The sequence below is a fragment of the Variovorax sp. Soil_C_17 genome, assembly GCF_057657265.1.
On sequence record NZ_JBDGIT010000011.1, the window covers coordinates 116,628 to 129,834 of the forward strand.

At 68.5% G+C, this 13,207-nt stretch carries 13 protein-coding genes; 8 read left to right on the top strand and 5 right to left on the bottom strand.

The window, feature by feature from the left end; genetic code table 11:
- Positions 1-16: 16 nt before the first annotated feature.
- The 5 genes from trmD (at position 17) to hisC (ending at position 4,292) form a co-directional block, all read left to right on the top strand.
- Positions 17-763: a tRNA (guanosine(37)-N1)-methyltransferase TrmD gene (gene trmD / locus AC3A6Y_RS30510; protein WP_487871960.1), complete on the top strand. Its 747-nt coding sequence runs from the start codon at positions 17-19 to the stop codon at positions 761-763.
- A gap of 100 nt (positions 764-863) precedes the next feature.
- On the top strand, positions 864-1,244 hold the full coding sequence (gene rplS / locus AC3A6Y_RS30515; protein ID WP_093106411.1) for a 50S ribosomal protein L19: 381 nt from the start codon (positions 864-866) through the stop codon (positions 1,242-1,244).
- 167 nt (positions 1,245-1,411) lie between these two features.
- Positions 1,412-2,131 carry a CoA pyrophosphatase gene (locus AC3A6Y_RS30520; RefSeq protein WP_487871961.1) on the top strand — a complete coding sequence of 240 codons (720 nt, stop codon included), beginning with the start codon at positions 1,412-1,414 and terminating at the stop codon, positions 2,129-2,131.
- Between the two features lie 63 nt (positions 2,132-2,194).
- Positions 2,195-3,196, top strand: coding sequence for a CobD/CbiB family protein (locus tag AC3A6Y_RS30525; RefSeq protein WP_106555187.1), 1,002 nt, complete (start codon positions 2,195-2,197; stop codon positions 3,194-3,196).
- Positions 3,197-3,209: 13 nt separating this feature from the next.
- Complete coding sequence (hisC, locus tag AC3A6Y_RS30530; protein ID WP_487871962.1) at positions 3,210-4,292, top strand: histidinol-phosphate transaminase; 1,083 nt, start codon at positions 3,210-3,212, stop codon at positions 4,290-4,292.
- A 13-nt stretch (positions 4,293-4,305) separates the two neighbouring features.
- Here the strand turns inward: hisC and AC3A6Y_RS30535 are convergent, their stop codons facing one another.
- Genes AC3A6Y_RS30535 through AC3A6Y_RS30550 form a run of 4 tightly spaced genes read right to left on the bottom strand, consistent with a single transcriptional unit; the run spans position 4,306 to position 8,036 of the window.
- The gene (locus AC3A6Y_RS30535) at positions 4,306-5,427 is read right to left on the bottom strand and encodes a glycosyltransferase family 4 protein (protein WP_487871963.1); all 1,122 of its coding nucleotides are present in this window, start codon (positions 5,425-5,427) and stop codon (positions 4,306-4,308) included.
- The gene (rsgA, locus tag AC3A6Y_RS30540; RefSeq protein ID WP_487871964.1) at positions 5,424-6,383 is read right to left on the bottom strand and encodes a ribosome small subunit-dependent GTPase A; all 960 of its coding nucleotides are present in this window, start codon (positions 6,381-6,383) and stop codon (positions 5,424-5,426) included. The genes AC3A6Y_RS30535 and rsgA overlap by 4 nt, the downstream gene beginning before the upstream one ends.
- Before the next feature lie 17 nt (positions 6,384-6,400).
- A complete protein-coding gene (locus AC3A6Y_RS30545) occupies positions 6,401-6,739 on the bottom strand; it encodes a 4a-hydroxytetrahydrobiopterin dehydratase (protein ID WP_487871965.1) in 339 nt (112 codons plus the stop codon).
- Positions 6,740-6,764: 25 nt separating this feature from the next.
- Positions 6,765-8,036, bottom strand: coding sequence for a M48 family metallopeptidase (locus AC3A6Y_RS30550; RefSeq protein ID WP_487871966.1), 1,272 nt, complete (start codon positions 8,034-8,036; stop codon positions 6,765-6,767).
- 65 nt (positions 8,037-8,101) lie between these two features.
- On the opposite strand from AC3A6Y_RS30550, the gene orn reads away from it, so the two are divergent.
- The 3 genes from orn to AC3A6Y_RS30565 all read left to right on the top strand — a co-directional run bounded on the left by orn (position 8,102) and on the right by AC3A6Y_RS30565 (position 12,385).
- Positions 8,102-8,698 carry an oligoribonuclease gene (gene orn, locus AC3A6Y_RS30555; protein ID WP_487871967.1) on the top strand — a complete coding sequence of 199 codons (597 nt, stop codon included), beginning with the start codon at positions 8,102-8,104 and terminating at the stop codon, positions 8,696-8,698.
- Positions 8,699-8,922: 224 nt separating this feature from the next.
- On the top strand, positions 8,923-10,719 hold the full coding sequence (locus AC3A6Y_RS30560; protein ID WP_487871968.1) for a DEAD/DEAH box helicase: 1,797 nt from the start codon (positions 8,923-8,925) through the stop codon (positions 10,717-10,719).
- 220 nt (positions 10,720-10,939) lie between these two features.
- A complete protein-coding gene (locus AC3A6Y_RS30565; protein ID WP_487871969.1) occupies positions 10,940-12,385 on the top strand; it encodes an NAD-dependent succinate-semialdehyde dehydrogenase in 1,446 nt (481 codons plus the stop codon).
- Between the two features lie 63 nt (positions 12,386-12,448).
- On the opposite strand, the gene AC3A6Y_RS30570 is transcribed toward AC3A6Y_RS30565, so the two are convergent.
- Positions 12,449-13,207: aldehyde dehydrogenase family protein (locus AC3A6Y_RS30570; protein WP_487871970.1), on the bottom strand; the 759-nt coding region annotated here is incomplete at its 5' end.

Consider the following 13,207-nt stretch of genomic DNA (forward strand, 5'->3'; position numbering starts at 1 on the left):
TCGGTCCCCGGCGCCCATGCGCTTCGACGTCATCACCCTGTTCCCCGAGCTGTTTGCGCCCTTCCTCGCGAGCGGCGTGACGCGCCGCGCTTTCGAGACCGGCCAGGTCGAAGTCGTGCTGTGGAACCCGCGCGATTTTGCCGAAGGCAACTACCGGCGCATCGACGACCGCCCCTTCGGCGGCGGGCCGGGCATGGTCATGATGGCCGAGCCCCTGTCGGCTTGCCTCGACGCGGCGCTGGCCGCCCGTGGAGCGGCGGTTCCGGTGATCCTGTTCTCGCCCATCGGCGAAGCGCTGCGGCACGAAGCCGTCGAGCACTGGGCCGCCGGCGAGGGCGCGGTCCTGGTGTGCGGCCGCTACGAGGGCATCGACCAGCGTTTCATCGACGCGCGGGTCACGCATCAATTGAGCCTGGGCGATTTCGTGCTCTCGGGCGGCGAGGTCCCCGCCATGGCGCTGCTGGACGCGGTGGCCCGGCTGCAGCCGGGCGTGCTGGGCGACGAGGCCAGCCATATCCAGGACAGCTTCAATCCGGCGCTGGACGGCCTGCTCGACTGTCCCCACTACACCCGGCCCGAACAATGGAGAGGGCAGGGCGTGCCGCCGGTGCTGCTCTCGGGCCATCACGAGCAGATCGAGCGTTGGAGGCGCGACCAGCGGCTTGCCATCACCGCGCAGAAGCGGCCCGAACTGGTCGAGGCGGCGCGCGCCGCCGGCCGGCTGAGCGCGGCGGATGAGAAGGCGCTCAAGAAAAAGCTATAATCTTTGGTTCCCCGATCCTCTGCCGGCCGCGTCGCCCCGATCTTTCCGGATTGCAAGACGCCCCTTGTGTAGCGCGTGCACGATCGAATCCAGGAAAGCCATGAACCTCATCCAGACCCTCGAGCAGGAAGAAATCGCCAGGCTCGGCAAGAAGATTCCCGATTTCATGCCCGGTGACACGGTCATCGTCAGCGTGAACGTCGTCGAAGGCAATCGCAAGCGCGTGCAGGCCTACGAAGGCGTGGTGATCGCCAAGCGCAACCGCGGCCTCAACAGCGGCTTCACGGTGCGCAAGATCTCCAGCGGCGAGGGCGTCGAACGTACCTTCCAGACCTACAGCCCGCTGATCGCCGGCATCGAAGTCAAGCGCCGCGGCGATGTGCGCCGCGCCAAGCTGTACTACCTGCGCGAGCGCAGCGGCCGTTCGGCACGCATCAAGGAAAAGCTGCCCGGCAAGTCCTCCGCAGCGGCTGCTCAGTAAACAGTGCCTCCCGCCGTGCAAAAAGCCGCCACTCCAGGCGGCTTTTTGCGTTGGTGCCCCGACGAATCGGGGCGATCGTGATTTTTATCGTGGCGTCGCCCGTCACAGGCGACGCGGTTTTGCGTTTTACTCGGTACATCCCTTACTTGACCGCTTCATCACCCGCCATGCGCGCCGCCCCCGCCGAAGAGACCGTCAATGCCGTCCTGCCGTCGGCGCTGCCCTCTTTCGACCCGCGCCAGGTGCCGGTGATCGCTGTCGATACCGCGCTCCCGGCCATTCCGGCCGCTCATTTCGATGCAGGGGCCCTGCGTGCGCGCTTTGCGGCTCCACCCGCCTGGACGCCCGAGTTGCGGCGCGAGCCGCAGCTGACGAGCCGCCCGCCTGCGCAGGCTGCGGTGCTGGTCCCGATCGTGATGCGGGAGGCGCCCACCGTGCTCCTGACCGAGCGGACCGCCCACCTGTCGACGCATTCGGGCCAGGTGGCCTTCCCCGGCGGCCGGGTCGACCCCGAGGACGCGAACGTCTCGGCGGCGGCCTTGCGCGAAGCGTGGGAAGAGGTCGGCCTGTCGGCCGAGTACATCGAAGTGCTGGGGAAGCTGCCGACCTACACGACCGTCACCTCCTTCATCGTGACGCCGGTGGTCGGCCTGGTGCATCCGGACTTCGAGCTGACTCTCAATCCGTATGAAGTCGCCGAGGCCTTCGAGGTGCCGCTGGCCTACCTGATGGATCCGGCCAACCACCGTCGCCACGCCCTGATCGACGACGAGCTCAAGTCGCGCGAGTGGTTCTCGATGCCCTATCAGGACGGCCCGCACGAGCGCTATGTCTGGGGCGCGACCGCCGGCATGCTGCGCAACCTGTACCGCTTTCTGGCTGCCTGATCTGCTGACGTCAGCGTAACCGCTGCAGCAGGGCGGCAGGGGCCACTCGCTATCATCAGAAGGATGAGCTTCTTCGCGATCCTGTGCGCCTTGCTGATCGAGCAGGTGCGGCCGCTCGCCTACCACAACCCGGTGTACGGCGGCGTTCTGGCCTGGACGCGCTGGACCAGCCGCAACTTCGACGCCGGCAAGCCGCATCACGGGTGGGTTGCCTGGGCTCTGGCGGTGCTGGTGCCCACGGTGCTCGCGCTCGGCGTGCATTGGTTGCTCGTGCTCACGCTGGGCCTGCCTTTCGCCGTACTGTGGAGCGTGGCGATCCTCTACGTCACGCTGGGTTTCAGGCAGTTCAGCCACCATTTCACCGGCATCCGCGATGCCCTGGACATCGGGGACGAGGCATTGGCCCGCTCGTTGCTCGCCCACTGGCAGCGCGTGGATGCGGCCGACTTGCCGCGCAGCGAGATCGTGCGCCATGTGATCGAGCACTCGGTGATCGCGGCGCACCGCCACGTGTTCGGCGTGCTGGCCTGGTTCTCGATCCTCGCGGCCTTCGGCCTGGGGCCGGCCGGCGCCGTGTTCTACCGCATGAGCGAATTCGTTTCGCGTTACTGGGCGCACAAGAACAATGCCTCGGTCCAACCTTCCAGCGTGTGGGTGCAGAAGGCGGCCGACCAGGCTTGGGCCGTGATCGACTGGGTACCCGCCCGCATCACGGCGATCGGCTTTGCCGTGGTGGGCAGTTTCGAGGAGGCGATCGACTGCTGGCGCAACGACGCCCGGCGCTTTCCCAACGAGAACGACGGCGTGATCCTGGCCGCGACCTCTGGCGCGGTCAATGTGAGGCTGGGCGGCGGCACCTTGAGCCCCGTGCCGCTGACCGACCCCTTGTCGCGTGCCCAGGCCGGCGATCCGGTGGCCGGCGCGCGCGGTCCCGACAGCGGCAGCACCCCGGGACGCGAGCCCGAGCCGGGTCATCTGCGCAGCGTGGTCGGCCTGGTCTGGCGTTCGGTCGTGATGTGGATGGTGCTGCTGGCGCTGCTCACGCTGGCGCGGCTGCTGGGCTGATCGGATCGTCCCGTTGAGCAGCAGCGTCCCTAGCTTCTGGAGTCCGCGCATCGCGGCGCTCGAACCCTATGTGCCGGGCGAGCAGCCGCGCATTGCGAAGCTGGTGAAGCTCAATACCAACGAGAACCCATTCGGACCATCGCCGCAGGTGTTCGACGCCATCGAGTGGGCCGCCTCGGAGGGACTCGAGCGCTACCCCGACCCCGAATCGGTGGCGCTGCGCGAGACGATCGCCGCGCGCCACGGTTTGCACTGCTCGCAAGTGTTCGCGGGCAACGGCTCCGATGAAGTGCTGGCCCACGCCTTCTTCGCCTTCTTTCAGCAGGTCGAGCCGCTGCTGATCCCGGACATCACCTACAGCTTCTACCGCGTCTATGCACAGCTCTACGGCATCGCCTGCGAGCTGCTGCCGGTCGACGAGGAGCTGCGCATCGACATCCCCGCAATGGCAGCCCGCGCTGCCGGCGGATGCGCGGGCGTCGTGATCGCCAACCCGAATGCACCGACAGGCATCGGGCTGCCGCTCGATGCCATCGAACGCCTGCTCGCGGCATGCCCGCGGCACGTGGTGTTGGTGGATGAAGCCTATGTCGATTTCGGCGGCGAGAGCTCGCTGCCGCTGATCGACCGGCACCCCAACCTGCTGGTGGTGCAGACCCTGTCCAAGTCGCGCTCGCTCGCCGGCCTGCGCGTGGGCTTCGCCTGCGGGCAGGCGCATCTGATCGAGGCGCTGCAGCGGGTGAAGAACAGCTTCAACTCCTACCCGCTCGACCGGCTCGCCAGCGCCGGCGCCATCGCCGCGATCGAGGACGAGGCCTGGTTCGCCCACACGCGGCACGAGGTCATGGACATCCGCGAGGGCCTGACGCTGCAGCTCGAGGACCTGGATTTCGAGGTGCTGCCTTCGCAGGCCAATTTCCTTTTCGTGCGCCACCCCGCGCACGATGCGGCGGCGCTCGCTGCCGCATTGCGCGCCCGTGCAGTGCTGGTGCGGCATTTCGACAAGCCGCGCATCGCGCAGTACCTGCGCATCAGCATCGGCACGCGCGATCAGTGCAGCGCGCTGGTCGATGCGCTGGCGGACATCCTGGGCTGAGGCGCTCGGCGTTTCAGGCCCTGCGCGCGATCCCTTCCAGCATCTCGATGTACTGGGCGACGAAGCGCCCGGGCATGAAGCTCGCCGCACGTTCGCGCGCCTTCGCCGCTTGCGCCGCGCGCAGGGCAGGATCGTCCAGCACGCGCTGCATCTGCGCGGCCAGCGCTTCATCGTCACCGTTCGGAAAGGTCAGCCCGGCATCGCCCACGCATTCGGCCAGCCCGCCCTGGGCCGATACGATCAAGCTCTTGCCGGCCGCCAGCAGCTCCACCGCGACGCCGCCCATGGGCTCGTACCACACCGAGGGGATCACGCCGATCAACCCCTTCGAGACCCACTCGACCAGGCCTTCGCCGGACTGGGCGCCGACGAAGCGTACCGAGGGGGCGACGCCCAGTTCCGAGACCAGGCGCTCGATCTCGGGGCGGGCGCCGCCATCCCCGATCAGCAGCAAGCGCGGCCGGCCGGGGTGGCGCTGGAGCAGCTTCGCGAAGGCGCGGATCAAGGTGTCGACGCCTTTTTCCTGCACCATCCGTCCCATGTAGAAGAACTCGTACTCGGCGCCTTCTCGATCGGCCGCCCGAAAGCGCTCGATCGGAAAGGGGTTGTAGATCTGCACCTGCCGCGGCAGCGGCAGCGCCTGGTTCATCCACTCGGTGATGGCAACGTTGCGCGTCACGCCGAACCTGGCGACGCTGCGACGCAACAGCAGCTTCAAGCCTTCCTTGGTCGCGCTCGCGTAACCGCTGCGGCGCGCGTGAAAAAGAAAGGAAGCGAAGGGCGCCAGCGGCGCAGGCTTGCCGTCGACCCAGCCCGCGCCGTCGATGCAACTGGCCTGGTAGCCCACATGCACCCAGACGAAGGGCTTGCGATACAGCAGCACCCAGGGCTGCAGCGCGAGGCTCGCGCCGTTGAACAGCACCACGTCGGCCCAGCGAAGCAGCTCGCGCACGCGCTGGCCCGAGGGCTGCCGGATCACCTCGAAAGGGAAATCCTCGCCTTCGCCGGTCGCCGTCTGCGTGACCACCTTGCAATCGACACCGCGGGCCACGAAGCCCTCGACCAGCGCGCGCGACACGGTCTCGACGCCGCCGACCGAGGGATGGAAGACATGGGAATACAGCAGCACTTTCATCGATGGCGGGGCTGGCTCAGTTCGGCGAAGAGCTCGCCATAGATGCGGTAGCGCGAGGGGCTGATCGGCCCCGGATGGCCCGGCGAGGTCACCTGCGGGATCACGCCGCAGCCCGGCTCGTGCAGGTGCGTGCAGTTGTAGAACTTGCACTTGCCGGCGTGCTCGGCGATGTCGGGCATGAGCTGGGCGAGTTGCATCGGCTCGATGTGGTTCAGCCCGAACTCCTGGAAGCCCGGCGAATCGATCAGGGCGGTGCTGCGTTCGTCGTCCACCCAGTACCAGGTGGTGGTGGTCGTGGTGTGCTTGCCCGAGTTGAGCGCCTGCGAGATCTCGGCCGTGGTGGCGCGCGCAGCGGGCACCAGCAGGTTGGTCAACGTGCTCTTGCCCACGCCGGAGGGGCCGAGCACCAGAGTGGTCTTGCCGGCCAGCAGCTTCATCAGGGTTGCGCGATCGACCTCGGGCGAGGCCTTGAGCGACAGCGGCAGTACGCCGTGGTGCATGCGGCGATAGGGAGCGAGCCGCTCCCAGGCCCGCTCGAAGGGCCCCACCACGTCGCTCTTGTTGAGCGCGATGATGGGCGCGATGCGCTCGGCCGCGGCGGCGATCAGCGAACGCGCCAGCTGTGTCTCTGAGAACTCGGGCTCGGCCGCGATCAGGATCAGCACCTGGTCGAGGTTCGCCGCGAAGGACTTGGTGCGGATCTCGTCTTGCCGATAGAACAGGTTCCTGCGCGGCTTCACTTCCTCGATGGTGCCCTCGTCCTCGCTGGCCTGCCAGCGCACGCGATCGCCAACCACGGCCTGGCTCCTCTTGCCACGCGGATGGCAGATGACGCGCTCGCCCTCGGGCGTCTCGACCACGCAGTGGCGGCCGTGGCTGGCGACGACGAGTCCGTCGCGCCGTGCCGTCTGCCCCTCGGCATCGCCGCGCGGCCGGGGGCGCGCGGGTTTAGCCAAGGGGGCGGTCCATCGGCTCAGGCGGCCAGCAGGGCATCCGCCTGCGCCGCGCAATCGAAGTCGGTGCCCGAGAGGCCGCCCACGTCGTGCGTGTTGAAACGCACAACGCAGCGGTTGTAGTGCACCGAGAGATCGGGATGGTGGTCCTGCTTGTGCGCGACCATCGCCAGCGCATTCACGAAGGCGATGGTCTCGAAGTAGTTGGAGAAGCTGAAGGTCTTCTCGATCGCGACATCGGCGCCGTCGCCGGTGAGCTTCCATCCGTCCACGCGGGCCAGGTGGGACACGATCTCCGTCGCGCTCAGCGCGCGGCGCGTCTTCGTCTTCCAGTCGATGGGCTTCAGCATGCTGCTCATGATCGTCTTTCCAGGGGTCGGAGGTTCAGGCCGCCGCCATGCGCGCGAGGCGCTCGGAGGCGGGCGGGTGCGAGTAGTAGAACTTGACGAACACCGGGTCGGGCGTGAGCGTCGAGGCGTTGTCCTGGTAGAGCTTGAGCAGCGCCCGTGACAGGTCGGCGCCGCTGGTCTGGGCGACCGCATAGGCGTCGGCCTCGAACTCGTGCCGGCGCGAGATCAGGACCGGCAGCGGCGCCACGAAGAAGCCGAACACCGGCACCGCCAGCATGAACAGCAGGATCGCCAGTGCATCGTTGGGTGCCGTCATGTTGGGCTGCACGCCCAGCCCCGTATAGAACCAGGCGTGGCCGGACAGCCAGCCCAGCAGCGCGAAGCCGGCCAGGCTCAGCGCGAACATCGCCGCCATGCGCTTGAGCACGTGCCGGTGCTTGAAGTGTCCCAGCTCGTGCGCCAGCACAGCCTCCACCTCGCCCGCGTTGAGCTGGCGCAGCAGCGTGTCGTAGAAGACCACGCGCTTGCTGGCGCCGAAGCCGGTGAAGTAGGCGTTGGCATGGGCGCTGCGCGTGCTGCCGTCCATCACGAACAGGCCCTTGGCCGCGAAGCCGCAGCGCTTCATCAGCGCGGTGACGCGGGTCTTGAGCGTGGCGTCGTCCAGCGGTTGGAACTTGTTGAAGATCGGTGCGATGAAAGTCGGGTAGACCAGCATCAGCAACAGGTTGAAGCCCATCCACGCGCCCCAGGCCCACAGCCACCACAACTGGCCGGCCGCGCCCATGAGCCAGAGGATCAGCGCGGCGATCGGCAGGCCGATCGCCGCCCCCAGCAGCAGCGCCTTGACGCTGTCGGCCAACCAGAGCCGCCAGGTCATCTTGTTGAAGCCGAAGCGTTCCTCCAGCCGGAAGGTCTGCCACAGGGTGAAGGGCAGCTCGAGCAGCCCGCCGATCAGCGCGAAGGCGGCGAGCAGCGCGAGCTGCTGCCACATGCCGCCGCCCAGGGCGTCGAGCAGCAGCTTGTTGAGCCAGTCCAGGCCGCCCAGCAACGTCCAGCCCAGCAGCGCCATGGCGCCCCAGACCATCTCGAGCAGGCCGAAGCGGGTCTTGGCGATGGTGTAGTCGGCCGCCTTCTGGTGGGCCGCGAGCGTGATGGCCTGCGCGAAGGCCGCAGGCACCGCGTCGCGGTGGCGTGCCACATGGCGGATCTGCCGGGTGGCCAGCCAGAATTTCACGATCAGGCCGGCGACCAGCGCGAGCGCGAAGGCGAGGGTCAGCAGCAGCGAAGCGGGCAGGGGAGAGGCCATGGCGCAGCGAGTTTAGCCCGCAGGCAGCCCCGTTCAAGCACAGGGTCATCGACGACAATCGGCCGATGCCCGATTCCATCGCCACGACCGCGGCCGCGACCGCCACCACCCTCAAGAAGAGCGACCAGAACCTCGTCTGGCTCGACTGCGAGATGAGCGGCCTCGACCCCGAGAAAGAGCGCCTGCTCGAGATCGCCGTGGTCGTGACCGGCCCCGAGCTGACGCCGCGCATCGACGGCCCGGTCCTGGTGATCCACCAGACCGACGAAGTTCTCGACGGCATGGATTCCTGGAACAAGGGCACGCACGGCCGCAGCGGGCTGATCGACAAGGTCAAGGCCTCCACGCTGGACGAGGCGGCGGCGGAGCAGCAGCTGCTCGAATTTATCTCGCGCTACATCCCGAAGAACGGCTCGCCGATGTGCGGCAACACCATCGGCCAGGACCGGCGCTTCCTGGTCAAGTTCATGCCCAAGCTGGAGGCGTACTTCCACTATCGCAACCTCGACGTCAGCACGCTCAAGGAGCTCGCCAAGCGCTGGAAGCCGGCCGCCTACAACGCCTTTAAGAAGCAGCAGGCCCACACCGCGCTGGCCGACGTGCACGAGTCGATCGAGGAGTTGGCGCACTATCGCGATACCTTCCTGCGCCTGCAGGATTAGGTGAAAACCCCGAAGCCATGCAATAATCGCAGGCTTCGCTTTGGAGGATGCCTTTCAATAAGGTGCCCGAAGCGCTTCTCGCATCTCCCTATCTTGCACACCGCGCCCGATCGAATGGGCCGCAGCCAAGGCGTCAGCCCAGGCTGAAATGTCGTTGGATGGTTGATGTTTTCGCCACCCGACGGGGTGCCGCTCACGGCGGCGCCCGCACTTGGATTTTTTAGATGACCGACGCTTTTGAAGCGCAGGGCGAGTTCGTGCCTGCGCAATCCGATGACTTTGCTGCCGCCCGCGGCGAGTCGCCTTCCACCCCCCACACCGAAACATTCGAAGTCTTCGAGGCACTCGACGCCGTCGAAGCGGCCGAGCCCAAGCAACCCAACGGCTTCGTTCAACTGGGCCTCGCGAGCGAACTGATCGCCGCCGTCGAAGACCTCGGCTTCACCCAGCCCACCGCCGTGCAGGCGCAGGCCATCCCGCGCGCCATGGGCGCTGGCGGCACCGACGGCGCCGCCCGCTTCGTCGACCTGATGGTCTCCAGCCAGACCGGCAGCGGCAAGACCGCCGCCTTCCTGTTGCCCGTGCTCCACACCCTGCTGCAGCACCAGGCCGAAGCCGCGGCCGCGGCCAAGGCCGAGCATCAGCGCCAGGCCGCCGAAGCCGCTGCGCGCGGCGAAGCGCTGCCCAAGAAGAGCAAGCGCAAGGACCCGACCAACCCGCGCCACTTCAAGGCCGCCACCCCCGGCGCCCTGGTGCTGTGCCCCACGCGCGAGCTGGCCCAGCAGGTGGCGCACGACGCCATCGACCTGGTGAAGCACTGCCGGGGCCTGCGCATCGCCAATGTGGTGGGCGGCATGCCCTACCAATTGCAGATCGCCCGCCTGCAGAACGCCGACCTCGTGGTCGCCACGCCCGGCCGGCTGCTCGACCTGCAGCGCTCGATGCAGATCAAGCTCGACCAGGTCAAGTTCCTGGTGGTCGACGAGGCCGACCGCATGCTGGACCTCGGCTTTGCCGACGACCTGGCCGAAGTCAACCAGCTCACCATCGAGCGCCAGCAGACCATGATGTTCAGCGCCACCTTCGCGCCGCGCATCCAGCAGCTGGCACAGCGCGTGATGCGCGAGCCGCAGCGCGTGACCATCGACACCCCGCAGGAAAAGCACGCCAACATCAAGCAGGTGCTGTTCTGGGCGGACAACGCCCAGCACAAGCGCAAGCTGCTCGACCACTGGCTGCGCGACACCAGCATCAACCAGGCCATCGTCTTCTGCAGCACGCAGGTCGAATGCGACGGCCTCGCCGGCGACCTGCAGCAGGGCGGCTTCAGCGCCGTGGCGCTGCACGGCGCGCTGAGCCAGGGCCTGCGCAATCGCCGGCTGATGGCGCTGCGCCAGGGCCAGGTGCAGATCCTGGTGGCGACCGACGTGGCCGCGCGGGGCATCGACGTGCCGACCATCACCCACGTCTTCAACTTCGGCCTGCCGATGAAGGCCGAGGACTACACCCATCGCATCGGCCGCACCGGCCGCGCCGGGCGCGACGGCCTGGCCGTGACCTTCGCGGAGTTCCGCGACCGCCGCAAGATCTTCGACATCGAGGCCTACAGCCGCCAGCCCTTCGTTGCCGAGGTGATCCCCGGCCTGGAGCCGCAGCAGCGCTTCCCGCAGGCCCGTCCGCAGGGCGACTTCGGCGGCCGCGGCCGCGAGAACCGCGAAAACCATTCGCGCGACCGCAAGTTCGGCGGCCCGCGCGCCGGTTATGCCAATGCCAGCGGCTTCAACGACCGCGGCCCGGCGCGTGGCCATGCGCCTTCGCGCGGCTTCCAGGGCCAGGCCCCGGGCCAGGGGCAGGGCAGGGGCCGTGACGAGGCCGGTGGCTACGGCCGCAAGTCCGGCTGGGGCGACAGCGCCCCGCGCGCCGGTGCTGGTGCCCCCCGCGGCAACGGCGGCGCGCATGGGGCCGGCAAGGCCTTCGCGCCGCGCGACGGCCAGCGCCGCGCCTTCAAGCCCACCCGCTGAAGCGTCGATCTCCTGCAAAAGCCCGCCTCACCCGAGGCGGGCTTTTTTGTGTCCACGACAACGCCCCCGGTCCCGCGACGTGAAGCTCAGGCGCAAGGGGCTTTGCGCCGCCCGCGGGAGCGGCCCGCCGAGCCGGGCGACAATGACGCACGGGACGGCCTCGCGCCCGCTCCCGTCCGAATCCGGCATCAACTCCCCCTGAAAGAACCCAAGGACCGACATGAGCACATCGAGCTACGTTGACACCCGCCTGCTGATCAATGGCGAATGGTGCGACGCCGCGAGCGGCAAGACCCTGGACGTCGTCAACCCGGCCACCGGCAAGCCCATCGGCAAGGTCGCGCACGCCGGCATCGCCGACCTCGACCGCGCCCTCGAAGCCGCGCAGCGCGGCTTCCTGGCCTGGCGCAAGATCCCCGCCAACGAGCGCGCCGCCACCATGCGCCGTGCCGCGGGCTTGCTGCGCGAGCGTGCCCCCGAGATCGCCCGCCTCCTGACGCTGGAGCAGGGCAAGCCCTTCGTCGAGGCGCGCGGCGAGGTGCTGGCGGGCGCCGACATCATCGAGTGGTTCGCCGACGAAGGGCGCCGCGTCTACGGACGCATCGTGCCCTCGCGCAACCTGGCAGCGCAGCAGCTGGTGCTCAAGGAGCCGGTGGGCCCCGTGGCCGCTTTCACGCCCTGGAACTTCCCCATCAACCAGGTCGTGCGCAAGCTCGGCGCCGCGCTGGCCACCGGCTGCTCCTTCCTGGCCAAGGCGCCCGAAGAGACCCCGGCCTCGCCCGCAGCGCTGCTGCAGGCCTTCGTCGACGCCGGCGTGCCGCCCGGCACCGTGGGCTTGGTGTTCGGCAACCCGGCCGAGATCTCGAGCTACCTCATCGCGCACCCCATCATCCGCAAGGTCACCTTCACCGGCTCCACCCCGGTGGGCAAGCAGCTCGCTGCGCTGGCCGGCCAGCACATGAAGCGCGCCACCATGGAGCTGGGCGGCCATGCGCCGGTGATCGTCGCCGACGATGCCGACCTCGCCCTGGCGGTCAAGGCTGCGGGTGGTGCCAAGTTCCGCAATGCGGGGCAGGTGTGCATCTCGCCCACGCGCTTCCTGGTGCACAACAGCATCAAGGCCGAATTCGCGCAGGCGCTGGTCAAGCATGCCGAAGCCCTCAAGCTCGGCGATGGCCTGGCCGAGGGCACGACCCTCGGGCCGCTGGCCAATGCGCGCCGCCTCGCGGCCATGGCCCAGGTGCTGGACGACGCGCGCAGCAAGGGCGCGACCGTGGCGACCGGCGGCGAGCGCGTGGGCTCGTCGGGCAACTTCTTCGCGCCCACCGTGCTGACGGACGTGCCGCTGGACGCCGACGTGTTCAACAACGAGCCCTTCGGCCCGGTGGCCGCCATCCGCGGCTTCGACACGCTGGAAGAGGCCATCGCCGAGGCCAACCGCCTGCCTTTCGGCCTGGCGGGCTACGCCTTCACCCGCTCGATCAAGAACGCGCACCTGCTGTCGCAGCAGGTGGAGGTCGGGATGCTGTGGATCAACCAGCCGGCCGCGCCTTCGCCTGAGATGCCTTTCGGCGGCATCAAGGACTCGGGCTACGGCTCCGAGGGCGGACCGGAGGCGATGGAGGCCTACCTCAACACCAAGTCGGTGTCGATCATGGCGGTCTGAGTCCGGTTTCGACCGGAATGAACGGCGCGGGCGCATTGCCCGCGTTTTTTTTTGCCTGCTCGCCTACGAAAGCCCGCCCTGGCACACGTACTTGATGTGCAGGTAGTCGTCCAGCCCGTGCACCGAGCCCTCGCGTCCGTAGCCCGAGGCCTTGACGCCGCCGAAGGGGGCGGCCTCGGCGGCGAGGGCGCCTTCGTTGACCCCCACGATGCCCGTCTGCAGCGCCTCGGCCACGCGCCAGATCCGGCGCACGTCCTGCGAGTAGAAGTACGCCGCCAGCCCGAAGGGCGTGTCGTTGGCCGCCGCGATCACCTCGGCCTCGCTGTCGAAGCGCGTGACCGGCACCACCGGCCCGAAGGTCTCCTCGCAGCTGCAGGCCATCGTGGCGTCGGCGTTCACCAGCACCGTGGGCGCGTAATAGTTCGGGCCCAGCTCGGCGAGGCGCTTGCCACCGGCGAGCACCCGGGCGCCCTTGGTGACCGCGTCCTGCACGTGGCGCTCGATCTTCTCCACCGCGCGCGCATTGATCATCGGCCCGATCTGCGAGGCTGCGTCGCTCGCCGGGCCCACCTTCAGCGCACCGACGCGCCCGGCCAGCCGGTCCACGAAGGCGTCATGCACCCGGGCCTGCACGAACACGCGGTTGGGCGACACGCAGGTCTGCCCGCCATTGCGGAACTTGGCCGCCATCAGGCCTTCCACCGCCGCATCGATGTCGGCGTCCTCGAACACGATGAAGGGTGCGTTGCCGCCGAGCTCGAGCGAGAGCTTCTTGAGCGTGTCGGCCGAGCGGCGCGCCAGGTGCTGGCCCACCGGCGTGGA